At 43.9% G+C, this 26,335-nt stretch carries 24 protein-coding genes; 18 read left to right on the forward strand and 6 right to left on the reverse strand.

Annotated features, from left to right (window positions below; translation table 11 throughout):
• The first annotated feature begins 13 nt into the window (after nucleotides 1–13).
• The 4 genes from MHI25_RS12070 to MHI25_RS12085 all read left to right on the forward strand — a co-directional run bounded on the left by MHI25_RS12070 (nucleotide 14) and on the right by MHI25_RS12085 (nucleotide 3,328).
• Nucleotides 14–907 (forward strand): hypothetical protein, encoded by an 894-nt coding sequence (locus MHI25_RS12070; protein ID WP_340395473.1) that lies wholly within the window; start codon nucleotides 14–16, stop codon nucleotides 905–907.
• A 265-nt stretch (nucleotides 908–1,172) separates the two neighbouring features.
• Nucleotides 1,173–1,967: a histidine kinase gene (locus MHI25_RS12075; protein WP_340395474.1), complete on the forward strand. Its 795-nt coding sequence runs from the start codon at nucleotides 1,173–1,175 to the stop codon at nucleotides 1,965–1,967.
• Nucleotides 1,964–2,623, forward strand: coding sequence for a response regulator transcription factor (locus MHI25_RS12080; RefSeq protein ID WP_076130654.1), 660 nt, complete (start codon nucleotides 1,964–1,966; stop codon nucleotides 2,621–2,623). Before MHI25_RS12075 ends, MHI25_RS12080 begins: the two co-directional genes overlap by 4 nt.
• A 63-nt stretch (nucleotides 2,624–2,686) precedes the next feature.
• On the forward strand, nucleotides 2,687–3,328 hold the full coding sequence (locus MHI25_RS12085; protein ID WP_076187371.1) for a DUF1775 domain-containing protein: 642 nt from the start codon (nucleotides 2,687–2,689) through the stop codon (nucleotides 3,326–3,328).
• Nucleotides 3,329–3,440: 112 nt separating this feature from the next.
• Here the strand turns inward: MHI25_RS12085 and MHI25_RS12090 are convergent, their stop codons facing one another.
• The 3 genes from MHI25_RS12090 to MHI25_RS12100 are packed head-to-tail and all read right to left on the reverse strand — an operon-like array spanning nucleotide 3,441 to nucleotide 6,921.
• Nucleotides 3,441–5,447, reverse strand: coding sequence for a CotH kinase family protein (locus MHI25_RS12090; RefSeq protein ID WP_340395475.1), 2,007 nt, complete (start codon nucleotides 5,445–5,447; stop codon nucleotides 3,441–3,443).
• Between the two features lie 29 nt (nucleotides 5,448–5,476).
• The gene (locus MHI25_RS12095) at nucleotides 5,477–6,205 is read right to left on the reverse strand and encodes a DUF4956 domain-containing protein (RefSeq protein WP_036683492.1); all 729 of its coding nucleotides are present in this window, start codon (nucleotides 6,203–6,205) and stop codon (nucleotides 5,477–5,479) included.
• 2 nt (nucleotides 6,206–6,207) lie between these two features.
• Nucleotides 6,208–6,921 carry a polyphosphate polymerase domain-containing protein gene (locus MHI25_RS12100; RefSeq protein WP_076179754.1) on the reverse strand — a complete coding sequence of 238 codons (714 nt, stop codon included), beginning with the start codon at nucleotides 6,919–6,921 and terminating at the stop codon, nucleotides 6,208–6,210.
• Nucleotides 6,922–7,147: 226 nt separating this feature from the next.
• Here MHI25_RS12100 and MHI25_RS12105 point away from each other — a divergent pair, with 226 nt between their 5' ends.
• The 3 genes from MHI25_RS12105 (at nucleotide 7,148) to MHI25_RS12115 (ending at nucleotide 13,338) form a co-directional block, all read left to right on the forward strand.
• On the forward strand, nucleotides 7,148–8,389 hold the full coding sequence (locus tag MHI25_RS12105; RefSeq protein WP_340395476.1) for a metallophosphoesterase family protein: 1,242 nt from the start codon (nucleotides 7,148–7,150) through the stop codon (nucleotides 8,387–8,389).
• Between the two features lie 219 nt (nucleotides 8,390–8,608).
• Entirely contained in the window at nucleotides 8,609–9,367 is a 759-nt protein-coding gene (locus tag MHI25_RS12110; protein WP_339281967.1) for a DUF6612 family protein, read from the forward strand.
• Nucleotides 9,368–9,717: 350 nt separating this feature from the next.
• On the forward strand, nucleotides 9,718–13,338 hold the full coding sequence (locus tag MHI25_RS12115) for a X2-like carbohydrate binding domain-containing protein (RefSeq protein ID WP_340395676.1): 3,621 nt from the start codon (nucleotides 9,718–9,720) through the stop codon (nucleotides 13,336–13,338).
• A gap of 467 nt (nucleotides 13,339–13,805) precedes the next feature.
• Here MHI25_RS12115 and MHI25_RS12120 read toward each other — a convergent pair whose 3' ends face one another.
• Nucleotides 13,806–14,546, reverse strand: a complete 741-nt coding sequence (locus MHI25_RS12120) for an SDR family NAD(P)-dependent oxidoreductase (protein ID WP_339248002.1) — start codon at nucleotides 14,544–14,546, stop codon at nucleotides 13,806–13,808.
• 131 nt (nucleotides 14,547–14,677) lie between these two features.
• Here MHI25_RS12120 and MHI25_RS12125 point away from each other — a divergent pair, with 131 nt between their 5' ends.
• The 3 genes from MHI25_RS12125 to MHI25_RS12135 are packed head-to-tail and all read left to right on the forward strand — an operon-like array spanning nucleotide 14,678 to nucleotide 16,670.
• Nucleotides 14,678–15,571 carry a LysR family transcriptional regulator gene (locus tag MHI25_RS12125; RefSeq protein ID WP_340395477.1) on the forward strand — a complete coding sequence of 298 codons (894 nt, stop codon included), beginning with the start codon at nucleotides 14,678–14,680 and terminating at the stop codon, nucleotides 15,569–15,571.
• Between the two features lie 50 nt (nucleotides 15,572–15,621).
• A complete protein-coding gene (locus tag MHI25_RS12130) occupies nucleotides 15,622–15,921 on the forward strand; it encodes a hypothetical protein (protein WP_076100716.1) in 300 nt (99 codons plus the stop codon).
• A gap of 38 nt (nucleotides 15,922–15,959) precedes the next feature.
• Nucleotides 15,960–16,670, forward strand: coding sequence for an SAM-dependent methyltransferase (locus tag MHI25_RS12135; RefSeq protein ID WP_340395478.1), 711 nt, complete (start codon nucleotides 15,960–15,962; stop codon nucleotides 16,668–16,670).
• Between the two features lie 76 nt (nucleotides 16,671–16,746).
• Here MHI25_RS12135 and MHI25_RS12140 read toward each other — a convergent pair whose 3' ends face one another.
• Nucleotides 16,747–17,961 (reverse strand): MFS transporter, encoded by a 1,215-nt coding sequence (locus tag MHI25_RS12140; protein ID WP_340395677.1) that lies wholly within the window; start codon nucleotides 17,959–17,961, stop codon nucleotides 16,747–16,749.
• Between the two features lie 174 nt (nucleotides 17,962–18,135).
• On the opposite strand from MHI25_RS12140, the gene MHI25_RS12145 reads away from it, so the two are divergent.
• The 7 genes from MHI25_RS12145 to MHI25_RS12175 all read left to right on the forward strand — a co-directional run bounded on the left by MHI25_RS12145 (nucleotide 18,136) and on the right by MHI25_RS12175 (nucleotide 24,464).
• On the forward strand, nucleotides 18,136–18,297 hold the full coding sequence (locus tag MHI25_RS12145; protein WP_175617408.1) for a hypothetical protein: 162 nt from the start codon (nucleotides 18,136–18,138) through the stop codon (nucleotides 18,295–18,297).
• A complete protein-coding gene (locus MHI25_RS12150; RefSeq protein ID WP_340395479.1) occupies nucleotides 18,294–19,256 on the forward strand; it encodes a phosphotransferase in 963 nt (320 codons plus the stop codon). Before MHI25_RS12145 ends, MHI25_RS12150 begins: the two co-directional genes overlap by 4 nt.
• A 60-nt stretch (nucleotides 19,257–19,316) precedes the next feature.
• Nucleotides 19,317–19,802, forward strand: coding sequence for a DUF3888 domain-containing protein (locus tag MHI25_RS12155; RefSeq protein ID WP_340395480.1), 486 nt, complete (start codon nucleotides 19,317–19,319; stop codon nucleotides 19,800–19,802).
• An 825-nt stretch (nucleotides 19,803–20,627) separates the two neighbouring features.
• Nucleotides 20,628–20,963 carry a hypothetical protein gene (locus MHI25_RS12160; RefSeq protein ID WP_248548037.1) on the forward strand — a complete coding sequence of 112 codons (336 nt, stop codon included), beginning with the start codon at nucleotides 20,628–20,630 and terminating at the stop codon, nucleotides 20,961–20,963.
• Nucleotides 20,964–22,106 (forward strand): DNA polymerase III subunit beta, encoded by a 1,143-nt coding sequence (gene dnaN / locus MHI25_RS12165; protein ID WP_340395481.1) that lies wholly within the window; start codon nucleotides 20,964–20,966, stop codon nucleotides 22,104–22,106.
• An 849-nt stretch (nucleotides 22,107–22,955) separates the two neighbouring features.
• On the forward strand, nucleotides 22,956–23,840 hold the full coding sequence (locus MHI25_RS12170; protein ID WP_340395482.1) for an EFR1 family ferrodoxin: 885 nt from the start codon (nucleotides 22,956–22,958) through the stop codon (nucleotides 23,838–23,840).
• A gap of 3 nt (nucleotides 23,841–23,843) precedes the next feature.
• Nucleotides 23,844–24,464 carry a hypothetical protein gene (locus MHI25_RS12175; protein WP_340395483.1) on the forward strand — a complete coding sequence of 207 codons (621 nt, stop codon included), beginning with the start codon at nucleotides 23,844–23,846 and terminating at the stop codon, nucleotides 24,462–24,464.
• A gap of 110 nt (nucleotides 24,465–24,574) precedes the next feature.
• Here the strand turns inward: MHI25_RS12175 and MHI25_RS12180 are convergent, their stop codons facing one another.
• A complete protein-coding gene (locus tag MHI25_RS12180; protein ID WP_076129923.1) occupies nucleotides 24,575–25,192 on the reverse strand; it encodes a nitroreductase family protein in 618 nt (205 codons plus the stop codon).
• Nucleotides 25,193–25,413: 221 nt separating this feature from the next.
• Between MHI25_RS12180 and MHI25_RS12185 the strand changes: the two genes are divergently transcribed.
• Nucleotides 25,414–26,256 (forward strand): DUF2785 domain-containing protein, encoded by an 843-nt coding sequence (locus tag MHI25_RS12185; protein WP_076190145.1) that lies wholly within the window; start codon nucleotides 25,414–25,416, stop codon nucleotides 26,254–26,256.
• Nucleotides 26,257–26,335 lie beyond the last annotated feature (79 nt).

The raw sequence follows: 26,335 nt of genomic DNA on the forward strand, positions 1-26,335 counted from the left end.
TGGAGGAATGGGAATGAATAAGCTCAGTGTGAGTTTCCTTATTGTTCTACTGCTGGCGGGCTGCTCAGGCTCTAACAATCCAAACCCTTCTCCAAGTGCAGAGCCAACACCAACGGCAAGTATGCAGCAGCCAGCAGCTTATCTGGAAGCTGGAAAGCTGAAGGCGAATTTTGGTTTTGCAGATGAGTCTGGCAAGAGCATCTTAGTCACCGGGCAGGAAAAAGGGCTGGATGCGCAAATGCAACAATTGAATGAGGCGATCGGCGATCATGGGCAAGTGCTAAAAGTGAAATTGAATAAATGGCAGGAGGGTACGGAGAACAGTAATGGCCGGGAGATGGCTCACAATTTTGTGAATCTGCCAGGGTATCTTTATACGGTTGAAGCGGGGAATGCGACCCCTGATGAGACCTATTACCTGACGGATCAGGCAGAGTTTAATGCGAATGCGCTAATCTCTGTTAAGCCTACGGAGGTTAAGCAAGCCTCGCTAAATGTTGCAGAAAGTGTGCGGCAGAATATTGTTTCTGCGAAAAATCGTGAAATAGAGCACATTTGGAAACTTGCTGACCTGTCTGGTGATCGGCAGCTGTATCTCGTTCAATTCATTAGGCAGGATCAGGAGATGTTATTTAGTCTCGTGCTGGAAGATAAGGCCGGGCTTACCTTTATGGATTATCCGGCTGTCATTCAAGGCGATGAATTTTCCGTCTGGAGAGTGGATGATGGAGGGGAAGTGATACCTGAGATGTTCTCTATTCTTTTTGCGGCGGAAACTGCTGAAGGTCCATTACTCGGTATGGAGTGGTGGGGAGCGGAAGGCGTAAACACATTTTTCCTGAAAAAAGAGGGAAATGTTTTTAAAGAAATGGACATTCAATACGGACGCTACACATCACCACTATAACTGGGATGCAGATACATCGAAGGATGTATCTTTTTTTTGCTACAATATAAGAAAGTATAAATTTTCACTATATATTGCTTATAATATTATGAGGGATAGCATTATTTTTTTAAAATACTTAAATTTGTAACAATAAGAACTTTAAATAGCCCGATCGAGTCATGTAGCAGAATTGTGACGGTGATATTGTTAATCATAAGATGTACGGGAGGGGACAGCAACGTATAACCGAATCAAGTATATGATCCTGTTACTGCCAACACTAATGGTAGGGATCTGGGAGGTCGTGCGCCATCAGTTTCTAATGCCTTATATCTCGATGGATCTGGGGAATTATTTGACACCTGTCCTCGTATTTTTGTTCACTCTTGTATTGCTCGTCCCTTTGTTTTCGCTGATGGAGCGGAATCAGCGGGAGCTGGAGCAGGAACGTGCGCTCAAAGAGGCAATGAAAGCCCGGGAAGGGCTAGCTAAGGAACTGCATGATGGGATGGCGCAATCTTTATTTCTTTTATCTGTCAAAATAGATCGTCTGGAAGCAAGCCGCAGGAATGGGGAAGTCAGCGAAGAAAATGTGGATCAGATCAAAAAGACCGTCCACGAGGTGAACCGTTATGTTCGGCAGGCGATCGCCAATCTGAAGGTACCAGTGTCTGAGCAGCACTCTTTTTCATTGGAACAGTCGGTTAAAGATCAGCTTGCTCAAATGGCTAACGAGATTATGATTGAGGTTTCCTTGGATTGGAGTCTACAGGATGAAGCCCTCTCTCCTTCGGAAAAAGCAGAACTGCTATCTTGTATCCGAGAGGCTATTATTAATGTGCGTAAGCATACAAGAGCGGCGAAGGTTTCTATCACAGGTGCAGGCACTGAGAAAAACTGGAGCGTGGCGATTGTCGACAATGGCGAAGGATTTCAGCATGATCCCTTTGAGGTGAACGGAAGTTACGGCCTTCAGATCATGAAGGAACGTGTCGAAGGAATGGGATGGAAGCTTCAGGTGAGCTCCGGCAATACGGGGACAAATGTGGAAATTACGAAAGGAGGGGGAAGTTTATGAGCCGGTACCGGGTTTTGGTTGTGGATGATCATGCGCATGCGCGTGAGGCGATGTGTGAGATTTTGTCCATGGATGATAGTTTTGAGGTCATTGGTGTAGTGGAGAGTGGTCCTGAGGCGATCGCGTTCACGGCCCAGTGGATGCCTGATCTCATTCTTATCGACATTCAGATGCCGGAGATGGACGGGCTGGAGACTACTCGCCGGATCAAGCAGGAATATCCCTATGTCAAAATCGTTATCGTTACGGTATCGGACGAAATTTCCCACCTCCTCGAAGCATTGAAGCAAGGCGCACAAGGGTACTTACTCAAGAATCTGGCACCTTCCACCTGGATTGAATATTTGCAAGCCATTGTGAATGAAGAAGCACCGCTAAGCCGGGAGCTGGCTTTTCAAATCTTGAAAGAATTTACCGTTCCTTCATTAACGGACGAAGGGGAGTCTTTGACGGCGAGGGAGAAGGAGATTTTAAGCTGTGTGTCTTCCGGATCGACGAATAAAGAGATTGCCATAAGCCTGTCGATTTCGGAGCATACCGTAAAAAACCATCTGAAAAACATCCTTCAGAAGCTTCAACTCCAAAATCGTACGCAGCTGACGCGTTATGCTCTGGAGCAGGGGCTTGCTTCACGTAAACGTGATTTTCCGCGGTAAATATGAGGATAGAGATGAAAGTGAATAATGATAAAATTACTTAAAGAAAGAGGCACTCTAACTATGAACAGATTATCTCGCAAAATAATGACACTCTTCGCACCAGCCGCTGCAACACTTCTGTTGTTCGCAGCCGTGGCTAGCGCGCATGTAACCGTAGCACCAGCACAATCCAGTACCGGAGCATGGGAGACTTACACACTTAAAGTTCCTTCAGAAAAAGATGTGGCGACTACACAAGTGGATCTACGAATCCCGGCAGGTGCCGAGTTCAAGCAATATGAGGCTACACCGGGCTGGGATGTTACCATTGAGGGGAACAAAGTTAGCTGGATAGCTAATGGAGAAGGAATTAAAGCAGGGCAATTCCAACGTTTCTATTTCACAGCAAAGAATCCTGATACTGCAGGCGACATTGCTTGGGATGCTTATCAGCATTATGCCGATGGCAGCTTGGTGCAGTGGTCTGGTGAGGCAGGAACAGAAAGTCCGCATTCTATTACTTCGATTGTGCAAGCCTCCGGTGGGGATGAACATTCTCATGGTTCCAGTGACAATGGCATGAGCATGGAAGAACATAATGCCATCATGGAAAGCGAGAACAACTCTACCAGTGTCAACCCAATGGTCTATATCGCATTAGGGATCTCTTTACTAGCCTTTTTAATAGCAACCATAAGTATATTGCGCGGGCGAAAAGAGTAAGCGGGAAATAGTTGTGATACAAGAATATAGTGTTCATGCAAGAAGCCTCCGCCAATAAACGACGGAGGCTTCTTGCATGAATTATTTGTTTATGAGGATACTTTTTACTTATCTACAGCCGTTTGCGTTTGTAAAAGGTTACGAAAGCAGCGGTTAGTATTAGGAGAAGGATGGCGACGCCAGTTGTGATGGCTTCACTCGTGCTGCCTTTTTGCTGCATAGTACCAGCACCACCAAAGTCGCCACCGCCCATACCACCAGGCATACCGCCACCAAAGCCACCGCCGCCCATGCCGCCACCACCAGGACCATTTCCGCCGCCTTCAGGGAAAGCAGGTCCGCCCATAGCTCCAGGCTCACCACCCGCGCCGCCGTCAAATCCACCTTGAGCAGCTTGGCCGTTAGTGTTGGTCTGTCCGTCTTGAGCAGCTTGGCCATTAGTGTTGGCCTGTCCACCTTGAGCAGCTTGGCCGTTAGTGTTGGCCTGTCCCTCTTGAGCAGCTTGGCCGTTGGTGTTGGCCTGTCCACCCTGAGCAGTTTGCCCTGTTTGTGTAGTCTGCCCACCCGCAGCTGCTTGTGAGTTACTGCCAGGCCCCTCGCCGCCATTAGGGATAGCCGGTCCGCCCATGGCACCAGGTTCACCCCCTGCACCGCCTTGGGCAGTCTGTCCACCCGTAGCCGCTTGCCCTTCGGTATTTGGTGCAGCTGCATTTGCGCCAGTATTACCAGTAGCGCCATCCGCACCTGTGGTCTGCCCAGCACCCGCAGCGCCTTGAGCTGCGCCATTTTTAGCGCCGCCACCAAAGCCACCGCCGCCCATGCCACCACCACTTCCTGATCCGTCACCGGAGGAAGGAATGGTACCGTCGAGTTGCTGCTGGATACTTGTGGCCATGTTCGACATGAAGGTCTCAACAGCCTTTATCCCATTTTCATACTGTTCGAAAGTGTAGAAGGCGGATGGATCCGCTTTGACATAGCTGGAAATCATCGTGTTCAGCTCATCCATCCGAGCCTGGAACGTATCGTCCGCTAGATAGCCAGTAATCATCTCACTAACAATCTCATGATATTTCGTTTTGTATTCATCATTAGCGAGCAGTTTCGCAATCAGTGGACGTTCTGCCAACGCACCTTGGGTAGGCTCGTCAATTAACACATCTGCGCTTCCCATGCCGCCAAAAGCCATATTGTAATCCCACGGCAGAATCGAGAAGACCCCATCGTCTTCATATAAGTAATAATTCTGCTTATTTCCACCTAAATAACTGTCCATATTACCCGTGACCGCATTTAGAGCGATATACTTCAGCGATTCCTCTACGTCGATGTATTTTTCATAATCGGTGCCGTTGTTTAGCTCATTCAGCATGTCGACAAGAATATCATCGTTAGACTTATCGGATTTCATTTCTAGTCCAGTATAGAGGGATGGATCATCGCCCAGCCAAGTCAAATCACTGCCCTGACCGGTCATTACACCTTTATAAAGTGCACCATAAGTGTTGCCGAAATTGCGTTCCAGATAAGCATCACTGATCTGTTCTACTGCAAGATAGAAACCCTTCAGTTCATCATTTACATACACATTGACGAAGGAATATTTCGGCGTCGGGAGACCGACACTTTCAGCGAGCTCATAGGTCAGAAATTCACGCATATAAGAAGCATCGCTGTAATTATTATTCAGGTTGATCTTAGTAATGCCGAATAAATTCTGGTTAACATACTCATCAAAAGAAATTTTGAAGCTGTAGCGGTCAGAGTCTGTCATCTGTACTACGCTTCTGAGACTGAGATTTCCTTTGGTCCGTACAGCTACATTATCGTATTTCATACCGTTGTACTCGACGGAAGCCATTTTATATTCTTCAGCACTGGCATTATCCAGCATATCCTGAAAATCGTCCGGGTCCAAGGTGATTTTGACATCCACGACCTTATCTTTTGGAAAGACCTGCTCGTCTAGCTTTTTCTCATCGCTCGAAATGACCTTGTCCTGAGCATCAGACGTTGGATTATTTATTGCAGACGGACTTGCATTCTGACACCCGGCTACGGCGATGACCAGCAGCAGGCAGCAAAAACTCAGCAGGATTGACTTACCTCTGGTTTTCATCTGGGGCACCGCCTTTCATCTCGTTGTAATTAAGATACATAGTCACCGCTATAGCTGATCAAGAGTGCATTTTTGACACCTTTTAGGTCAGAGACTGTGTTGACAAAGCCGCCTACTTTATCATCCAGACGAAGCTCCAGCGTCAATTCAATATTGTTTGCGGAGACTGTTTTTTGCTTCACATTGTAGCGTTTTACGGATTTGGTGATATGGCTGTGTACTTCACGTTCACTTTCATCACTGTCGCAGTTAATGACCAGTAAGTATGGCGTTTCGATAGAAGAGTGTTTAATGAACAGGAACAAAATAAGGCCGATAATGATCGAACCGATAATAGCCAAGGTGAAAAATCCTGCTCCAGTTACAATCCCTGCTACAGCTGCCCAGAACAAGAAGATCAGATCAGTTGGATCTTTGATTGGTGTTCTGAAACGTACGATGGACAATGCGCCGACCATACCGAGGGACAGCACAAGGTTAGAGTTAATCGCAATAATGACAGTAGCTGTAATCATGGTCATGCCCATAAGTGAGACGTTAAAGCTTTTGGAATATAAAACGCCGCTAAAGACACGTTTGTAGAGCAGGTAAATGAAGTATCCGATCAGAAAAGCTACGCCCAAGGTAATCAGCATCTTGGAGATACTAATATCAGATACAAAATTGTCGATCACCGAGTTTTTAATAATGTCTGAAAAATTATTTGTAGTATCTGTAGTCGTTGTTGTAGCTGCTAGCGGTGCTAGTGATGCATTCATAATCAATAATCCTCCCAAGTGTTAGTTTTTAAGAATTTGCGGCAGATCACGTATTTCGAAGCGGACTGCCTATTCAGTCCCTCCAGCTGCAACGCGATTTTAATGTACTCTGGAATATACTCATCGAATTTCACTTCGAAAATTATGAAGTTCTCATCAATCGCCCGAATCGGATGCAAATCCTTATCGAAAATATCCGTAGAGTGCAGGCCCGTACGTAGTTCTTTATCGAACGTTATTCGCACATTTCCGTTGTGGCAAACATAAGGCTCGCGAACATAATCCACGATGACCTTGGGTCGCAGCAGGTTATGGCGCATCTGATCGTATAACTCCATGAACAGCGGACTGTCGGGGACGTTCAGCACTTCGTAGTTGCCCGCCATAATCTCGTCGTACATTTGCCGGGTTAGCGGTTCTTTGATTTTGGCGATATAATCGTCCATTTTAATTTTTTTCTCAAAGTGAATGATGTTGTCTTGGATGTTGTAAATGCGAATCCGGTATTTGGCCCGTTCTCGGAGACCGCCGAGCTTGTCTGCAAGTGCCGTGTTGTTGATATCGTCAAAATACAAACTCCGAATGTGGTATTCTCCACTCTCATTAGCGTGTTGATCTTTCTCAATCAAGCTTTGCAATCGCTGGCGCAATATAAGGTATTGATGATAGTTAATGAAAAATTTAAGTTCATGCCGGAATTGAAGCTTTTTATTCATTTTCACACCTCGTTTCTCTCTCTATCTCTGGCTAACCTTCCTGCTTGACTAATTCTAGGAGACAGACCTTATGCTTAACTTAAAATAGACTGAATGTTTGCTGAATGTTTTACACTGCGTTAACAAAAGTCTGTATAAAGAATCGTATGCAAATTTGACTTCTGACTTTGCAGGGGGCTATCTTATTTAGAAGGCTAGAGAGAAATTTTCATAAGGAGGTACCGTGATGAGAGACTATAAATTTGCCATAATCCTAGGGGTGCTTGTGATTATGGTTATTTTAGTGGCTTATGGGTTGGAACGATCGAAAAGCGGAAGTAATGCAAATTCACCAGCACCGTATGATCTCGTGACTACCTTTAAGGGAGATGCGAGCACAAGCCGCGCGTTTACTTGGTATACAAGTGATTCGAGTGCAGCAGGCATTCTGGAGATTGTAAAGGGACAAGTGTCCTCTTTTGCAAATACAAATGTACAAAGGGTAGAAGCAAAAAGTAGTTCCATCAAAACAGACAATGGCACCAAAGGTGTTCATAAAGTGGAAGCTACGGGTCTTGAACCCGGGAGGTTATATACTTATAGAGTGGGTAGTGGCGTTGAAGGAGAATGGAGTCCGGCAGCGGAATTTACAACGGAAGAAGATGGACTGGCAAGTGTGTCTTTTATCAACGTAACGGATTCTCAAGGGGAAACGGCAGAGGATTTTAAGCTGTGGGGAAATACGCTGAACAAGGCTTTTCAGACATTTCCTGAAGCTGAATTTATTGTGCATAACGGAGATTTGACGGAGAATCCGGAGGATTCGGCAGGCTGGGATGATTTTTTTGGCAATGTGCAGGGCTGGATTTCGGGGATTCCGTTAATGCCGGTAACAGGCAATCATGATGAGGTGGATGAGGATGCAACGCATTATACTTCACACTTCAACCTGCCGGATAATGGGGCAAAGGGTTCAATTGCAGGCACCTCGTATTCCTTCGATTATGGACCAGTGCATGTAACGGTACTGAATACAGAGAGCAATCTAAAAAAGCAAACGGAGTGGCTAAAGGAAGATCTGAAGAACACAGACAAGAAGTGGAAAATCGTTGCGATGCACCGACCGGCTTACGGGGGGAACTCCTATAAGAAAGTTGAAAATTGGACGGATATTTTTGATACGTATGAGGTTGATTTAGTGCTGCAGGGTCATAATCATGAATACTCCAGATCCTACCCGTTACGTGGCGGAAAAATAGTTCCAGAAGGTGAGATTTCCAAAGATGCTAAACGAGGGACAGTCTATGTGGTGACCAACGCTTCTGGAGGAAAATTTAACGAGAAAAAAGAAGATCAGTTCTATCATGCGGTGCATTTTCAGAACAATAAGCAAATGTTTGCCGGCATTAACGTTACCGGGGATACATTAACCTATCAGGCCTATGATGTGGATGGAAAGCTGCTGGATAAGTTTGTGTTGACACATTGAGCTAAGGGAATTGGATAATATTATTTAAATACCTTTTCTGCTGTAAAGGCGGGGGAGGTATTTTTTTGATTTGCATCCAAGCACCAAACCTAGCGTAAAAGTGTATCTTAAGCCGTTTTTTCACATGTCTACCTTTTCCGTCATATAAGCTGTTAACTTTATAATGATAAAATAGATTTAGTTATATTTGGATTTCATTTGAAGTGAAGGGGAAGTAATATGTTTATCAGAAAAATGGTTTTTATCGGTATCATTTGTATGTTAGGTTTGACAGGTTGTGCAACGAACACTAAATCAGGTGCTGAAGGAGAGGGAGATAAGCGTGCAGAGGAGCTGCTCAGCATGTCTCGGAGTGAACTGGCTAAGCAGGAGAGCTATACTATAGAAATGGAGAAACAAGAAGAAACATCCAGCAAATCGGAAAAAAGTGAAGATAAACATTGGTCGAGCGCAGCCTCATTTCATGTCGACTATGTTAGAAATCCTTATACCGTATATCTAAAATCGGAGACTGCGGAAGGAAAGGAACGAGAAGAATACATATCGGATACTGAATATCATACAAAGGTAATGGATGATTTATTTATTAAGCAGGACGATTATATTCCAGCGAAAGAAAAACAAATCGCACAAAGATTTATTGACCCGTATGATTATATAGACACGTACCGGGTAGATTCTCAGGGGATCGTTGTTTCTGAGGAGGAACAAGAATACATACTTTCGATAGAGATATCGTCTCATGATGCGAGTAAGGAAACGATGAAATTGATGAAGCAGAATTTGACAGACAAGATTAAACTAAGATATACGCTGGATAAAACTACACTTTTGCCGCATAAAGTGGAGGCAGAAATATTCACTTCATTGAAATCAGAAAACTTAAATTCAGAATCAGTGCTCACGTTGCAAACAACTATCAGCAATTTTAATGGTATAAAAGAGATTGTTATGCCTGTAGATACTAGTGAAGAATAGTTATATCAGAAGCCTCTGGGATTTATTCCGGAGGTTTTCTTTATCAGCAGAATTATTTTCAATCAAAATTTAGTGAAATTGTATCCTGAAGTGTGAAAATGGTACGATTTTTAGAGACAATCTTCTGCAAAATATAACCATTTTCTCTCGATAATGAAAAACCTTACCATTATAATGAAAGCGTTATCAGAAAATGGAGTCTAAGTTCTGAAGGTATGGATTAAGGGGGAGGGAGGAGCAGGGATATAGAGTAAGAAGAAGGCATAAACAAACCAATTATATCGTAGGAGGCGTAAAACGTGATTCGTAACCGTATCCGGAAAACAGGACTTTTGGTCCTGCTTGGCGCGATGGTAGGCTCTTTATTCTCTGCATTCCCAGCTACTACCCATGCAGCCTCAAGTGAACCTTACACCTGGAAAAGCGTTGTAACGGGAGCTGGCGGGGGCTTTGTACCCGGAATTATTTTTAATCAAACTGAACCGAATCTGATTTATGCCAGAACAGATATTGGCGGGGCCTATCGCTGGAATCAAGCTACATCTAGCTGGACATCAATTAGTGACTCGGTAGGCTGGGTGGATTGGAACAAGAATGGTGTTGATGCTCTGGCTACAGACCCAATTGATCCTAATAAAGTCTACATGGCAACGGGTACGTATACTAATCATTGGGATAATAATGGCCAGATTATGCGCTCTAATGACCGGGGGAACACCTGGCAAACTACTCCACTGCCTTTTAAAGTAGGTGGCAATATGCCTGGCCGTTCCGCTGGTGAACGTCTAGTCATCGACCCCAATAAGAACAACATTCTCTATTTTGGAGCTAGAAGTGGTAATGGTCTCTGGAAGAGTATTGATTCGGGTGTAACTTGGTCAAAGGTAACCTCTTTTCCAAACGTAGGAACGTATATTCAGAATCCGACACTTGATTATGGGGATGATCTTGTCGGATTGTCTTGGATCACGTTCGATAAGAGCACAGGTACACTTGGCAACGCTACTCAAACGATATATGTCGGTGTGGCCGATACGGCTAGCAGCGTATATCGGAGTACAGATGGTGGAGTAACCTGGACAGCTCTGGCTGGACAACCTACGGGGTTCTTGCCACATCACGGCGAGCTGTCATCCACAGGTGATCTCTATATTACTTATAGTAATGGTGTAGGTCCCTATGATGGCAGTAAGGGTGAAGTTTGGAAATACAACAAAACTAGTGGGGCTTGGACCAATATCAGTCCTACGACCGGTGAAGATAACTGGTATGGCTTTGGTGGATTGGCGCTGGATGCTCAGCACCCTAACACATTGATGGTATCCAGCTTAAACGCTTGGTGGCCTGATGAAGTTATTTTCCGCAGTACCAATGGTGGGGCTACTTGGAGTCGCATTTGGGATTGGGGCAATTATCCAGAACGGACTTATAAGTTCAGCATGGACATCACCGCTGCTCCATGGCTCGATCATGGAACCACTTCAACATCCCTGGATCCTTCACCGAAGCTAGGCTGGATGATGGGTGATTTGGAAATTGATCCATTTAACTCGAATCGAATGATGTACGGCACTGGAGCAACAATTTATGGCTCGAACAATTTGACCTCATGGGATACCGGAGGCAAGGTAAATATCTCTGTCATGGCAAAAGGTGTGGAGGAAACTGCAGTGCTGGGGCTAATTAGCCCGCCAACGGGAACCTCCCATTTGATCACTGCACTTGGTGACGTTTCCGGTTTCCGTCATGAGGATTTGTCGGTAGCGCCGACTAAATTCCAGACCAGTCCTTCATGGGCAACGACGATGAGTATTGACTATGCTGAACTGAGTCCGTCCTATATGGTGCGGGTAGGCAGTGCAGATAAAGAAAAAACGCCAAGTATGAAGTCCATTGGTATCTCTAACGATGGTGGAGTGAATTGGTACATGCCAAACTCCGAGCCTTCCAATGGAACCAAAACAACGGTTGGCCATGGACAAGTAGCTGTCTCTGCAAGTGGTAATTCCATTCTGTGGAGCACCTCAGATATCGGGGTGTATTATTCCAAAACCTCAGGCAATTCTTGGACAGCAAGTGCAGGATTACCGGCTGGAGCGAAGATAGCGTCTGATCGCGTGAATCCTAACAAATACTATGGATTTTATGCAGGAACCTTCTATGTAAGTGTGGATGGTGGAGCTACATTTACTGCCACCGCAGCTTCGGGCTTCCCGACCAATAATGTGGCTGGATTACAGCCGAATGAAGCCCAAATCAGTATGAAGGCAGTTCCAGGTATTGAAGGTGACATCTGGTTCGCCGGAGGGAATACGGTTGAGAATAAATATGGTCTATGGCACTCCACTAATTCAGGTGCGAGCTTCACGAAGTTAACGAATGTAGAAGAAGCTGATCTTATTGGTTATGGTAAGGCTGCTCCGGGCCAAACTTATATGGCATTGTACACCGTAGCTAAGATTGATGGTGTACGGGGCGTATTCCGTTCTGATGATGTTGGCGCAACTTGGGTTCGTATTAATGACGATGCTCACCAATACGCTAAGATCAATATGGCGATTACTGGGGATCCAAGAATCTATGGACGTGTATATCTCGGTACGAATGGCCGAGGCACTTTGTATGCTGATCCTGTAAATCCACCAGCTACAGGCTCGACCATTACGCCAATAACTGCAAGCTTTGATAAGAAAACAGCGAATCAGGCAGACGTTGCAGTAACTATGACGTTGAACGGAAATACGCTGAGCACGATCAAGAACGGAACGGCAACCCTCGTAGCCGGAACGGATTATACGGTAAGTGGATCAACAGTAACGATTAAAAAAGCGTATTTAGCGACGCAAGCGGTAGGAACGACTACGCTGACGTTCAGCTTTAGCGCTGGAGCTACACAATCTTTGGCGGTAGCGGTCACGGATACTACAACACCGGTATCCAACTCCACGATAATGCCAACAAGCGCGGGATTTGATAAGAAAACAGCAAATCAAGCGGACATCGCCGTAACTATGACGTTGAACGGAAATACGCTGAGCACGATCAAGAACGGAACGGCAACCCTTGTAGCCGGAACGGATTACACGATAAGTGGATCAACAGTGACGATTAAAAAAGCGTATTTAGCGACGCAAGCGGTAGGAACGACAACGCTGACGTTCAGCTTTAGCGCTGGAGCTACACAATCTTTGGCGGTAGCGGTCACGGATACTACAACACCGGTATCCAACTCCACGATAACGCCAACAAGCGCGGGATTTGATAAGAAAACAGCAAATCAAGCGGACATCGCCGTAACTATGACGTTGAACGGAAATACGCTGAGCACGATCAAGAACGGAACGGCAACCCTCGTAGCAGGAACGGATTATACGGTAAGTGGATCAACAGTCACTCTCAAGAAGGAGTATTTGGCAACTCAAGCGGTAGGAACGACAACGCTGACCTTTGAGTTTAGTGCCGGAGCGGCACAATCCTTGGTTGTCACTCTCTCAGATACGTCAGTAGCTCCTACAGCAGCACTGAAAGTGCAGATGTATAACGGTACAGTGACTGCTTCCGGAAATACGCTAAATCCAAAGTTTAAGCTGGTGAACACAAGTACAAGTGCCGTTGCACTTTCTGATGTGAAATTAAGATATTATTACACAATTGACGGAGAGAAGGCACAAAGCTTCTTCTGCGATTGGTCACAGGCTGGAAGCGCGAATGTAACAGGCACATTTGTGAAGCTGCCAACGGCTAAAGCGGATGCGGATTATTATTTGGAGCTTGGATTCTCGAGTGCAGCAGGTTCACTTGCTGCGGGTGCGAGCATCGATATCCAAGTGCGAGTAGCTAAAGAGGATTGGTCAAATTACACTCAAACCGGAGATTACTCCTTTAATGCGGTTGATACCAATTTTGTAGACTGGACAAAAGCGCCCGCCTACATCTCAGGTAACCTGATCTGGGGTAATGAACCTAACTAAGAATCTTCACCAATAGTTATGCTGAAGAGGCTGTCCTAAAAAGTAGAAAATTCTACTTTTGGGGCAGCTTCTTACTTTAACCCTCAGGCTATAGGTGGTATGTACGCTATGTGCTACGTTCTATGAGTCATGTGATATGTGGTATGTCGGATGCATTTATGGTTCCTATAGTGTTGGCTATATAGTAATTAGGGAAAACCTCCCTGAAAATAGCCGATATTTGCTTTAAATCAACGAAATCAGGGAATTATTCCCTGAAAATCAGGCGAATTCGTTAGTTTCCAGCAAATTAGCCAATAATTAGGGAGGTTTTCCCTAATTATTGGCTGGATGACCAAAAAACTTAGAATTTTAGGGAGAAATTCCCCAATTATGCTATCAACGCTTCACTTCCTCCTGTACGGTACGCAAAAACCAGCTAATGATATTTAAAAGTAGTTCTGACATACCATTTGCTGTTTTGGCTGTTACAATGTTTGTCCGCTATCTATAGTAATGATCTGTCCAGTCATTGCTTCCTGTTCTAGCGCAGCGCAGACGAACTGGGCGATATTCTCGGCGGTTGAAATATGCTGAAGCAGCAGATTAGGGGCTAGTTTATGCATTTGTTCTTCTCGTCCAGACCACCATCTAGTAGCAACGGCTCCCGGTGCTACACAGTTAACTCTAATATGGGGAGCCAGCGCGTGTGCCAGAGATTTGGTAAGACCGTGGACAGCCGCTTTGGAGACGGCATAAGGAAGGGATGAGCCTAAGCCTGTCTGTCCAGCGATGCTGCCGAGATTGAGGATGGCTCCTGAATTTTTTTGGTTCATATACGGTGCAACCGCTTTGGCGCAGAAAAACATTCCTTTCACATTTACATCATATAACTCATCCCATACTTCCTCTGTTGCCTTTTCCAGATCTCCGAGAGCAATATGTTTAGTTATACTGGCGTTATTCACTAGCAGATCAATTGTCCCGAAATGCTGAATAATCGAATCGACCATACTTCGCACATCCTGATCTTTAGACACATTCGCTTGTATTGCTATAGCCTGCCCTCCTTGATTCAGAATCGTCTTTACGGTTTCATTGGCTTCATCCTCAGATCTAGAATAGTTCACTACGACGTGAGCCCCGCGTTTGGATAGCTCCAAGCTTACAGCTTTGCCAATTCCAGTCCCTCCACCCGTTACTAATGCGACTTTATTGTTGAGATCCATCCTCATGCACTCCTTAAGTTGGCGTATGTTGTTGTTATAAAGTATTCTATAGAGAAAAGTGAATTTCGTATAATTGAATATAATGAAGGTTTGATTCAATTTATTTGAATTGAATAGGAGAGGGCACTAGGATGGATCTGAAAACAATAAAAACCTTTCAAACGATCGTAACTTCCGGAAGCTTTAATCGCGCAGCAGAAGAATTGAACTATGCCCAATCTACAGTTACGATGCAGATGCAAAGGCTTGAATCTGATCTGGGATGTCAATTGCTTGAGCGGGGGAAGCAAATCAGCTTAACAGAAGCAGGCAGATTGTTTTATGAAGAGAGCCTACATATCGTTAAAGATATGGAACGATTACAGAGCCGTTTGACTGATTTAAAAATAGGGGAAGCTGGCAACGTGCGATTAGGGGTAACGGACCCTACGGCGAGCTATCGTTTGCCGCAGCTTTTAAGTAGGTTTATGGTGCAATTTCCTAAAGTGAAAGTCTCCGTGGATATTGCGGGAACCGTCGCACTTAGTGAACTACTCCTGCGTGGTGAAATTGATTTGGCAGTGTGCTCGGCACCAGAGCTCGGTAAGGAGCTTTATTTTGAACCGTTATTTGCGGAGGAATTCTTGTTACTTTTACCAGAAGAGCATCCGCTAGCATCCAAGGAACGTATCACCCCAGAGGATCTACAGAGTCATCGCTTACTGATTACGGCAGCGAATTGTCCTTATCGTAAAAAATTAGAAAGTGTGCTGCAGGAATCAGGCGGGCCGCCACTAGATACAATGGAGATTGGGAGCATGACAGCGCTGAAATATTTTGTGGGAAGTGGTTTAGGTGTGGCACTTGTTCCTGAGATTGTGCTGAATCCAGCCCCAGCAGGAACTATAGTACGGAAGCTGGAGGGGAAGGTTATTGATATGACCTGTGGGATCCTATGTAAACTTTCAGATTATCCGCTTAAGCAAGCGAGCTCCAGATTGTATCATTTTTTAAAACAGGAACTAACCGTGACAAGGATATTTTGAATTTTAAACGAATTGTTAAGAAATAGAAAAAATAGAAAAGGCGGTGTTTGATGTTTTTTAGGAGGAAATTCAGTTTCTGGCTTTCGATTATAAGTATCATCATCTGTCTGAGTGACTATCTGGGGGTGGGGATCGCGAATATTATTCTTGTACGTTTGAACCCTATTATAGATACACTGATCTTTACAGAACCTTTTGAAAGCTTCATGGTTGATGTAAATAATCCGAGATGGGGAACCAATAGTGCGTTAATCAGCGTCAGATTCCCAACTTATATTATTCATTTTGGAACGTTTTTGATTTTGGGTATTCTAATTGATTACCTTATTCGTATATTAAAACAGAAGTAGAAGTGTAGATGAGCCTAGAAGAGGAAAGGTGAGCTGAGATGAGCGGAGCAAAGGGAAAACTTGATTTGGAGAGAATTGTTTTTATTGGCAGAACCTATGAGGAATATATACGTATGTTTGATTTGCTGGAATCAGATCTTATCGGCCAGAGCATTCTGGATTGTCCTGCGGGTGCTTGCTCTTTTACAGCAATAGCGAATCAGTTGCGTGGTGAAGTAACGGCTGCTGATATTGCTTACTATTACTCTGAAGATGAGCTGGCAGACAAAGGGGCTCAAGATATTGCGCATGCGATGTCCGGAATGGAAAAAGTACAGGATAATTTCGTTTGGAACTACTTTAAATCAATCGAGGCACTGACCGAAGCGAGGAACGCAGCTTTAACCGCCAGCACTAAGGATCGAAGACAAACCCCGGAGCGTTATGTTCCTGTGATACTTCCGGATCTGCCTTTTGCGGATGAAGCATTTGATCTGACATTATCTGCTCACTTTCTATTTATGTACAGCGATCGGCTGGACTATGAATTTCATCTAGAGACTGTTAAGGAACTCATGCGGGTGACGAGAGGCGAGCTCCGAATCTTTCCACTAGTCGACCTCTCTTGTAAAAGGTATGAGCATTTAGACCGCCTTATTGATGATTTGGTGAGGCAAGGGTTTACTGCAGAGGAACTAGAGGTTCCTTATGAATTTCAAAAAGGTGCAAAGCAGATGTTGAAGATTAGAAGAGCAGAATTGTTCCTCTGAAATATAAAAAACGAGGGTGCCTCAAGCCATGATGACTTTGGGAGCACCCTCGTTTTTGTATACATATCTATAAAGCTTACGCTACAGTTTCTTTCCGTTCTGCTACAAAACAAGCTATGCCTAATACCAGACCAAGGCCCACTAGAACCGCACCGACCCAAGGAAGCGAAGTGATCGCTAGATGAGAAATAACCCAACCGCCAATAAAGGCACCCGCTGCGTTACCGAGATTCCCGGCGGAGTGGCTGGTCGTTGAAGCAAGTGCAGGGGCTGCCTGAGCCAGACTCATAATCCGTATTTGCAGACCTGGCATGACCGCAAAGGACACCATACCCCAGAAAAATATTGTGATTACCGCAGCTATTGGGCTATGCATCGTGAAGGAAAAGATCGTTAGAATCATACTGACTGCAAAATAAAGTCCCACGATAGAAGGCATCAGCTTCCAATCCGCAAGCTTTCCGCCAACGATGTTCCCGATGGTCACCCCACAGCCGAATAAGACTAGAATCCAAGTCACACTATGTTCAGCAAAACCGGTCACTTCTTCAAGCAGTGGAGTAATATATGTGAACACGGTGAACAAGCTGGCGTTCCCTAACGCCCCGATCAATAAGAATAGCAGCAGCTTTGGATTAGCCAGAGCAGCAATCTGCTGGATAACACTCGCTGGTTTCTCTTGTTTAAGCTTTGGAATAAAAATGAGGATGCCGATCAGCGCGGCGACTCCCATGACAGCAATCGCTGCAAATGAGGCCCGCCAGCCCATACTTTGTCCAATAAATGTTCCTAGAGGAACTCCGACAATATTGGCTATCGTTAAACCTGCCATCATAATAGATACGGCTCCGGCCCGCTTATTGGGTTGTACAAGATTGGATGCAATGACTGCGCCAACCCCAAAAAAAGTACCATGAGTTAAAGCTGTAATTATACGAGCTACCATGAGAACGGTATAGTATGGTGCAAACACAGAGATTCCGTTGCCCAGTATAAAAAGAATCATGAGAAGACATAACAGTTTCTTTTGCGGAATGCGTTGCGTGAGAATGGTCAGGATGGGTGCGCCAACGGCCACTCCAAGTGCGTACATTGTAATGAGTTGGCCAGCAGTCGAAATACTAACCTGTAAATCGTTGGCGACATTTGGTAAAATACCCATAATAACAAACTCAGTCATACCAATCGCAAAAGCGCCTACCGTAAGAGAAAGTATAGAGATGGGAAAGGGCTCTTTCCCTGCTCGTTCTTTGCGTGATTGTGCCTTGTTGAGGTTTGGAATTGCGTTCATGATGCCGATGTTCAACCTTTCTTCTGCCTGTAATGAAGCTCCACCTTGGTTAAGATGATAGATCCGACATGTAAGTATTGCTTTTCTATTATTTAGTTTTCTGAAAATATTTTCAAGATAAATATTTTTTCAGATAGTTTTCATTTTTATAGATCATTGAAGGGATGGTTATTTATGAATGATGAAAGCCAAGTCCAAGTGCTTGAATTGCCGGAAATGAAGCGAGAATTTAATAGCAGTTTGCAGAGTAATGATCGTGGATTGGTTATAGAAATCTATCAATTTGCGAACCCTTCCTGGCCCGATGAGACTGAATTGTTCCTTCCTTTGCGATGAGAAAAAATTATAAGCAGGCAGCTTTAATAGCGCTTCAGAACTTTGACCTGGATTGGACGCAGATTCGTTTTAACCAGCTATCGGATACCTGTACCTTTGTTATCGAAACTAATAAAGAGGGAACTTTTTTACTGCGCCTTCATTCGGGGAGATCTAAAGAGGAAATTAACTCCGAAATCGCGTGGCTGGAGCTTTTGAAGAGCAAAATCGATGTCCCCCTGCCAAAAGGTGTTCATGATCGCACGGGTGCTGTAACGTTCAGAGTGGAACAGGGAAATGGAGAAGGTGTTTATGCCTCATTAATGCGCTGGGTTGAAGGGGAACATGCGAATGAAAATCTTACCGAAGAACAAATTTACAAAGAAGGCGTTCTATTAGCCAAGCTACATAAGGCGGCACAGGAGCTGGAGTTACCCCCTGGCTTTAATCGTCCTGTTTGGGATGAACATAGCTTTCGAAAAGCAATGCTTCGTTTAAAGCTTCATTATCATTGTTTTCTTACGGATGAAGAGTTTATGCTGTATCAGTCGGCAGCTGAGAAGTTATACAATTGGTTAAGCAAGCAGCATAAAAATAAGAACAGAAGGTCTTATGGCGTTATCCATGGAGATTTACATCAAGGCAACATCATATTTAAAGAGGGTGAGCCTCGGCCGATTGATTTTGGAAGATGTGGTTGGGGGTATTATCTTTATGACGTGGCACATACCCTTCTTGGACTGTATCCATTGCAAAGAGAAGGGGTCATTAAGGGGTACGAAAGTATCGCCAAGCTTGATGGGGAGTGGATTCAGACTTTAGAGAATTTTACGGTCATGGTTATGATCGAAAATTATTGCCATCACGCATCCGATCCTAGGGAAACCGAGGGACTAAAAGCAGAACAGCCGTATGCGTTAGCGATCCTGAAAAATTATCTTAAGGGAGAACCCTTTCTTTTTAACAGGATTGAGATTTAACGTATAGAAATAGGGTCTCTTTGGGGAATTTATATAAAGTTCCCTAAGGAGGCTATTGTGATGAAAAAAAGCTGGATTGCTCCCCTTCTTCTCGCAGTGATGCTCGTTCTGACGCCACAACCTTGCTCCGCAAATAGGTTAATTCAACCTCAATCTGTAACACCTTCCAGGTCTGATTCGGGACTTCAACTGCCAGATCAAGATTCTCGCGAACTTAAGTTTCAAGACATGCTGATGTTATTTCTTTTACCCCATATTGAGAAAAAGATTGCAGATATTTATTCGCCGCTTTTGCGAGAATCGCCAATGGTTTATCCTTACTTTGTGGATGTGACTGAGGTGAAGCGGCTCAATGGTTTCCGTGGGTTTGATTTCTTGATTACACTTAACGTATATCCTACAGTTGGTCCACATATTTCAGTTGGAGAAGATACCATGACTTTTAGGATCTCACCTGGTCCTAAGGTGAAGCTTGAATCGTTCAAGCATCTAAAAGACCCCAAAAAATCAGACTTTCCACCAAATTATCAGAACATCCTTAGATAGTGTAGTTTCGGTAAGGCGCGTGGGTGGAAGAGTAGATATTAATATGTGCCACACGTTGAGTGATGAGGCGAGCTATTTTTACATAAGTAGGGAGTTCTGAGGTAATGGTGATGGGAGTTGTAGGGAAAGGAGTCTTTGGGAGAGGGGAGGAAGGTTGGGTTAGTGGCATGATGAGGTGAGGGAGAGGGGAGGAAGGTTGGGTTAGTGGCATGATGAGGGTGTGTGAGGGGATGAAGGTTGGGTTAGTGGCATGATGAGGGTGTGCGTGAGGGGATAAAGATTGGGTTAGTGGGATGATGAGGGTGTGCGTGCGTGTGTCCGCGAGCGGGCAAACGGGATAGTTGCAGTTTATACACTTATTTGCAGGAGATAAGAAGCTTAGTCACTTTTAGTTGCATTTGGTGCAGTTAAAAGAAGTCTTTTCACACTAATTTGTTAATATCGTTGAATTTAGTTGCAGAGAATACACTTATTTCGCTCGGCCAGCACAATGTATTGTTTATAGTTGTATAAAGTGCAATTAACTCATACATTCCCAAACGATTTTAAGCAAAATAAAAAAGTCCATGGGTTAACATTGCAATACCCAACTCATACCCAACTCATACCCAACTCATACCCAACTCATACCCAACTCATACCCAACTCATACCCAACTCATACCCAACTCATACCCAACTCATGCCCAGCTCACCGCACACACTCCGATCTTTGGGGTGTTTTTTTGTGGTTAGAATTGTGGTGGATTAATGGCGATTATGGTATTATGAAATTAGTGGATATATTGATTTAAGTTACTAAATTCAAATATGGAGGTGTGAGGGATTGGGTGATCATAAATTCGAGGGCGAACAAAAGGGGAGCAGTATTAGCGAAATTAAAGATAAGGTCACTAGCGATAGCGCAAGTAACAACGAGGATAAAGTCAAAGTAGGTGTAGCTACTAAAGACGGGCAGTTAGGGTTTCTTTTTACAAGAGGGGGGCTTCGGGAAGGTGCAGGTAGAAAAAGCACTGGTGTAACTAAAAAGGTATCACTGACGTTATCTGAGGACGTTTGGCAGGAGATAGAGCAGGCTTGCGCGGATCAGAACGCATCTCGCTCCCAAGTATTTCGGAACATCATTGAGGCGCATTTTGTAAAGGAATCTAAGGAGAGTTAGGTGAAGTCTTTGCTAATCCATGTATCAAAAGATTCTCTTAGTACCGCTTTACAGGCAGCATTAAAAGCCATATCCGCGAATAGTTCCTCACGTGTTCTATCAGGAATACTTATTCAAGCGCAAACTCAGGGTTTGATATTAACAGCCAGCAATATAAGAATGACCATTGAATATAAGCTCCCTGTGAAGATGGATTCGATGGTTGTGCACAACACAGGTGAGATCGTAGTTCCGGCGCGTTATTTTTATGAGATCATTCGTAAGCTTGATCCTGGACTAATTAGGCTGGAAATCGTAGAGTCATTGATATTAAATATTCAATCAGGGAGCACTCAATTTCGTTTATGTGGAATGGATGTGGCAGAGTTTCCAAGAATCCAATACATAGATCATCCAAACATTCAAAGGATAAGCATGAAGAACACTCTCCTGAAGCAAATATTTAAAAGAGTGGTTTTTGCGGTCTCTTCATCGGAAACCAGACCTGTGCTTACAGGAGTTTTGCTGCAAATAGAGAAGCATAATATTCGTGTAGTCGCCACTGATGGCATCCGCTTCGCCCAGCATGTTGTTGAAAGTGTAGAAGATTACGGGGCAATTCCTTTAGATGTTGTAATCCCGGGCAGCACCCTGGAGGATCTTTTAAAAATATTAAACGATGATGCAGACAGCAGCACCGATTTAGAGATAGGCTCCAAGCAAATCAGATTTATTTCTAATGGATTGAGGGTTCAGTCTGCTCTTTTAGAGGGAGCTTATCCCTCTGTCAATAATTTAATCCCAAAAGCGTACCTCTCCGAAGTGATTGTTAAGAAGGATCGTTTGTTACATGTGGTTGAACGTATTTCTATATTGGCTAGTGAGTGTGTTATGCTCAGCGTACTTCCTTCTAACATGCTAAGTTTAGTGTCCAAGACTGCAGAAATTGGGGATGTAAAAGAAGAGATTCCTTTGGAGCATCTGGAAGGTGATCATTTTCGAGTAGCCTTTAACGGAAAATATTTCAGGGACATCCTTCGGGCGATCGATAGCGAGACGCTTAGAATCAGGTTCGCGGGAAAAGAAAGGCCGCTGGTGATCCTGCCTGTAGACGCATCTTCGTCCACACTTTTTTTAATTACTCCTGTGAGGACGCATGATTGAGGATTTGTTAAGTACAGTATTTGAGCAGGTTTGGGTGAATAGCTGCAACTGAGTCCGATAGTGTGATAAAACGAGCGAAATTATGGAAATAAGAGCAACTGAGTCCGGACAGTTGTTAAAAAGAACACCGCCTGCCAAATTTGATCCTAGACGTGCTGCCCATTGCTTAAACTAGCTGTCTTGGGCTCAACTTATCTACTCCGTGCGGAATTAGCTATCTATAGCTCAACTTAACTACTTCGTGCGGAATTAGCTACCTATAGCTCAACTTAACTACTTCGTGCGGAATTAGCTACCTATAAATCAACCTATCTACACCGTTCGGAATTAGCTACCTATAGCTCAACCTATCTACTCCGTGCGGAATTAGTTCCCTATGGCTCAACCTATCTACTCCGTGCGGAATTAGCTACCTATAGCCCAACCTATCTACACCGTGCGGAATTAGCTACCTATAGCCCAACCTATCTACACCGTGCGGAATTAGCTACCTATAGCCCAACCTATCTACACCGTGCGTGGAATTAGTTCCCTATAGCTCAACCTAGCCGCCTACATCTCGAAACCAACTACCTTTTGCTCGATTGAGATCGTAGCGGACCGTATTGCAGCTATTTCAGCATATGGGTTCATTTTGCAAAGGTTTCGGACTGTATAGCTCTTATTGCCCCTGATTTGCGCAGAAAAAGAGCACATTTGAGCGAATAGCTGCAACTGAGTCCGATAGTGTGGTAAAACGAGCGAAATCATGGAAATAAGGGCAACTGAGTCCCAAATAGCCAAAACCCATCTCAACTTCACAGCTTTCCCAGACGGGAATGAGGTATATTTGATCTGGGAGGGGATGGAATGCATAATGCAAAGACGGCCATATTTTATTTCTCAGGTACGGGCAATACGGAGATTATTGCTAAGCAATTTGCTGAAAGGCTAAGAAGTAAAGGGCAAGATGTAGATTTGTTTAGAGTGGAAGATGTTTTTAAAGGCACTCGTTCTGTAGAATATGAAGCCTATGATCTTATAGGTATTGGTCATCCGGTTCTAGGCTTTGGCGCTTCCGGTTTTGTTGAACGTTTTGCAGAAGGGCTACCTGATTGTAATGGAACCCCGGCATTTGTATTCAAAACGGCATCCTCTCCACACTATATCAATAACGGTGCTTCGAATACGGTGCTTCGTTCTTTGCGTGGGAAGGGATATAATCCCTTTCACAATTCGATTTTGGCGATGCCATGTAATTTTTATATTAAATATGATGACAGGTTGAATAAGCAGTTGTATCAAGCCGCACAGCGTAAGGTGGAATTGTTTGCAGAGGAAATCGTAAACCGGACACTACGAAATCTGCCGATTCACCCTGTGTTGGAGAGGGTTCTGAGAACAGTATATTATTGTGAGGAACACCAAGGGGGAAAATACTTCGCCAAAGGATTGCGTACAACGGACGCTTGCACATTATGCTTAAAATGTGTCAGAAACTGTCCAACATCCAATATTAGTAGCGGCGTAGAAGGAATTGTTTTCAGTCAAAATTGTTTATTATGTATGCGTTGTGTTTATTCTTGTCCTAAGAAGGCAATCCAAGCGACACGACTTAAGGCTAGCGTAGTAGATCCCTATACTGGAGGTCCGAAGCTTCATAAACTAATGAAGGATTCTGCGAATGATGGACGGTTTGTTACTCCCAAATCCAAGGGCTACTACAAGCATTTTATTAAGTATTTGGAGGAATGACATATGAATCTGTTTCGGATGGGATCGAAGCCACTGGGGATTGAGCGGATCACCACATTTTTGGAGGATAATTATGTGAGTATCGGCTACCCCGGAATAGGGGATCTGGAGAATCTAAGCACAGAGGAACTTCGTGATCGATTGATTGGCACATACCAATATAGTGAGTTGGAGCTTACGCAACATCTGCGAGCCCTTCAGCTATTTGTACATACGATGCAAGATGGAGATTATGTGCTGGTGGCCGATGGAGATTGGGTACATCTCGGGGACCTCGGAGATTATTTTTACAACGAGTTTACTGATAATGTTGACGAGGGTACATGCCATCGGCGTGGTGTGACGTGGTTGAAAAGTGTGCCGATTTCTGAACTAAACACAGGCGTGCGGGAGTTATTTAACCAAAGTGCACCGGTTGTACAATATAAGGGTCCCAAACCAAGTGCTCGCTTGGATCTGTGGATTACAGGTGTTTCTGCTAATGAACAAGAAGTGAATAGTCCGCTGGAATTGGATGAGGAGACACTCTCTAAGGCGCTTAATATTTTGAAAGATGCTTTGATTTGTGATGACTCCGAACGACGGGAACGAGCAGCGATAGCCATTTTACAATATGCGAAGTAGAGCCCCTCTTGTATATCGGGTGTACGGTTCATTATCTTCATGATGAGTTCCAATTAAAAAACGTTCCACCCGCTACTTGCCTCGGATGGAACGTTTTGCTGTATCTATAATCAGATGAATTCAACGAATTCGTTGACTGGCTTACGGTAGCCGCGGGGTCTGATTTTATGTTTTTTGTCTTTGCCGATCGTGATCAGCATAACAGGTACCATATGATCCGGCAGATTCAAGGTGGATTGGATAGCATCAGCATCGAAGCCGATCATCGGGCAGGTATCCCAGCCTTTATCTTTGGCGATCAGCATAAAGTGCATGGCAGAGAGAGAGGCATTACGTATTGCTTCATCTCTTTGAAAAGCATCCTTATCAATGTAAGCATTGTTAATCATCTCTATTTGCTCATCATATTCCTCTTGTGACATCGCTCCTAAAGCTTTAAGCCCGCCATAGATTTCTGGAGCCTGCTGATAAGCATGCTTATCTCCTAGCACTACAATAACTGCTGAAGCAGTATGGATTTTATATTGGCCGTAAGCTGCTTCGCGAATTTCTTCTTTTAAGCTCTCGTTAGATATCACTTTGTAATTTGTATGCTGTAGATTATAGGCCGAGGGTGCCAATCTGGCATAAGAGAACATTTCCTCTAATTCATTCTGAGGGATGATAACCCCTTCCACAAAATTCATAGCGGATCTGCGTGACTGAATCAAGTCTGTAAAAGCGCTCATAAGTATTCCTCCGTTGTGTATGTATTCGGTTGTAAAATATCAACACCTGATATTTGTAAATGAACTAACTAAATGTTACTAACTCAAAATAACACAGCTTAAAAAATTCGTCAATGATAAAATTTATTGAAGTTAATCTTGAACACCCTGTTGTCAAAAAATAGGACATAAATTAGGATATTAGGATATGTAGAAACACAGTGGATGAAAGGGTGGATAAATTGATTAATAGTAGAGAACAATTGATGATAGATTTGCAAAGAATCGAAGAGAATGACTACGAGCTTAGAAGTGGAGAGGACATAAAGGATTATGTGAAGTTGATGCTTGAGCATATAGGAGATCCCGAGCCTGTACTGCGTGATGAATTGATTTATTCCACATTCTACAAATGGATTAATGAGAAACATTGGTTTAATGATGCGGAGCTTCGTGAACTGCTGTGGATACTTCTTGACGAGCAGCATCTTTTTTATCACATTGGGAATAAAGAAGATCTGACGGTGTATACAAGAACATTTTCTGTATTGGTTGTTGCTCTTATTCTCCAGAGGCATAGGGAAATGGCTATATTGGATAGCTCTGAATTTATAAAGGTGAAGCAGGGTTTGATTCGTTATTATGAGGAAGAACGGGACTTAAGAGGTTATATGGAAAAAGAAGGCTGGGCACACGCAGCAGCCCATGGCGCCGACGCCTTGGATGAGCTGGTTTTATGCTCGGAGAGTGATGCCGCGGTGCGGGAAGAGGTTCTGGCAGTTATTCAAAAGATGCTTTATAACGATCAATACATATTCAGGGACGAAGAAGATGAAAGGATTGCTACTATTATAGTTACAATCATCGATCATCATTTACTTCCACAGCAGTCTATAACCGATTGGATTCTCAACTTGGCGCAATGTGGCAGTTGGCCTAGAAGCCACAGCCAGTACGTTAATCGAATAAATACAAAGAACTTCCTGCGTTCTCTTTATTTCAGGTTACTTCTAACAGAGAAGAATATGGACATTGTGGATGTTTTATTGAAAACTGAGAAGAATTTGAATGAATTTGTACATTAATTCACTCAAACGGTTTTAATTAACACTAGTAATTTAAATAATTTATTATAATGTAATAAAAATCACAAATTTTTATGGA

Origin of the sequence: Paenibacillus sp. FSL E2-0177, from assembly GCF_037992975.1 — a bacterium.
Lineage (GTDB): Bacteria > Bacillota > Bacilli > Paenibacillales > Paenibacillaceae > Paenibacillus_AQ > Paenibacillus_AQ odorifer.

Bases quoted from the DNA above. Each gene is read 5' to 3' on its own strand.
- MHI25_RS12070 (WP_340395473.1), top strand. From the start codon at position 14: ATGAATAAGCTCAGTGTGAGTTTCCTTATTGTTCTACTGCTGGCGGGC.
- MHI25_RS12085 (WP_076187371.1), top strand. From the start codon at position 2,687: ATGAACAGATTATCTCGCAAAATAATGACACTCTTCGCACCAGCCGCT.
- MHI25_RS12080 (WP_076130654.1), top strand. From the start codon at position 1,964: ATGAGCCGGTACCGGGTTTTGGTTGTGGATGATCATGCGCATGCGCGT.
- MHI25_RS12150 (WP_340395479.1), top strand. From the start codon at position 18,294: ATGAGAAAAAATTATAAGCAGGCAGCTTTAATAGCGCTTCAGAACTTT.
- MHI25_RS12170 (WP_340395482.1), top strand. From the start codon at position 22,956: ATGCATAATGCAAAGACGGCCATATTTTATTTCTCAGGTACGGGCAAT.
- MHI25_RS12105 (WP_340395476.1), top strand. From the start codon at position 7,148: ATGAGAGACTATAAATTTGCCATAATCCTAGGGGTGCTTGTGATTATG.
- MHI25_RS12120 (WP_339248002.1), bottom strand. From the start codon at position 14,546: ATGGATCTCAACAATAAAGTCGCATTAGTAACGGGTGGAGGGACTGGA.
- MHI25_RS12135 (WP_340395478.1), top strand. From the start codon at position 15,960: ATGAGCGGAGCAAAGGGAAAACTTGATTTGGAGAGAATTGTTTTTATT.
- MHI25_RS12155 (WP_340395480.1), top strand. From the start codon at position 19,317: ATGAAAAAAAGCTGGATTGCTCCCCTTCTTCTCGCAGTGATGCTCGTT.
- MHI25_RS12145 (WP_175617408.1), top strand. From the start codon at position 18,136: ATGAATGATGAAAGCCAAGTCCAAGTGCTTGAATTGCCGGAAATGAAG.
- MHI25_RS12140 (WP_340395677.1), bottom strand. From the start codon at position 17,961: ATGAACGCAATTCCAAACCTCAACAAGGCACAATCACGCAAAGAACGA.
- MHI25_RS12180 (WP_076129923.1), bottom strand. From the start codon at position 25,192: ATGAGCGCTTTTACAGACTTGATTCAGTCACGCAGATCCGCTATGAAT.
- MHI25_RS12100 (WP_076179754.1), bottom strand. From the start codon at position 6,921: ATGAATAAAAAGCTTCAATTCCGGCATGAACTTAAATTTTTCATTAAC.
- MHI25_RS12095 (WP_036683492.1), bottom strand. From the start codon at position 6,205: ATGAATGCATCACTAGCACCGCTAGCAGCTACAACAACGACTACAGAT.
- MHI25_RS12175 (WP_340395483.1), top strand. From the start codon at position 23,844: ATGAATCTGTTTCGGATGGGATCGAAGCCACTGGGGATTGAGCGGATC.
- MHI25_RS12130 (WP_076100716.1), top strand. From the start codon at position 15,622: ATGTTTTTTAGGAGGAAATTCAGTTTCTGGCTTTCGATTATAAGTATC.
- MHI25_RS12125 (WP_340395477.1), top strand. From the start codon at position 14,678: ATGGATCTGAAAACAATAAAAACCTTTCAAACGATCGTAACTTCCGGA.
- MHI25_RS12090 (WP_340395475.1), bottom strand. From the start codon at position 5,447: ATGAAAACCAGAGGTAAGTCAATCCTGCTGAGTTTTTGCTGCCTGCTG.
- MHI25_RS12075 (WP_340395474.1), top strand. From the start codon at position 1,173: ATGGTAGGGATCTGGGAGGTCGTGCGCCATCAGTTTCTAATGCCTTAT.
- MHI25_RS12110 (WP_339281967.1), top strand. From the start codon at position 8,609: ATGTTTATCAGAAAAATGGTTTTTATCGGTATCATTTGTATGTTAGGT.
- MHI25_RS12115 (WP_340395676.1), top strand. From the start codon at position 9,718: ATGGTAGGCTCTTTATTCTCTGCATTCCCAGCTACTACCCATGCAGCC.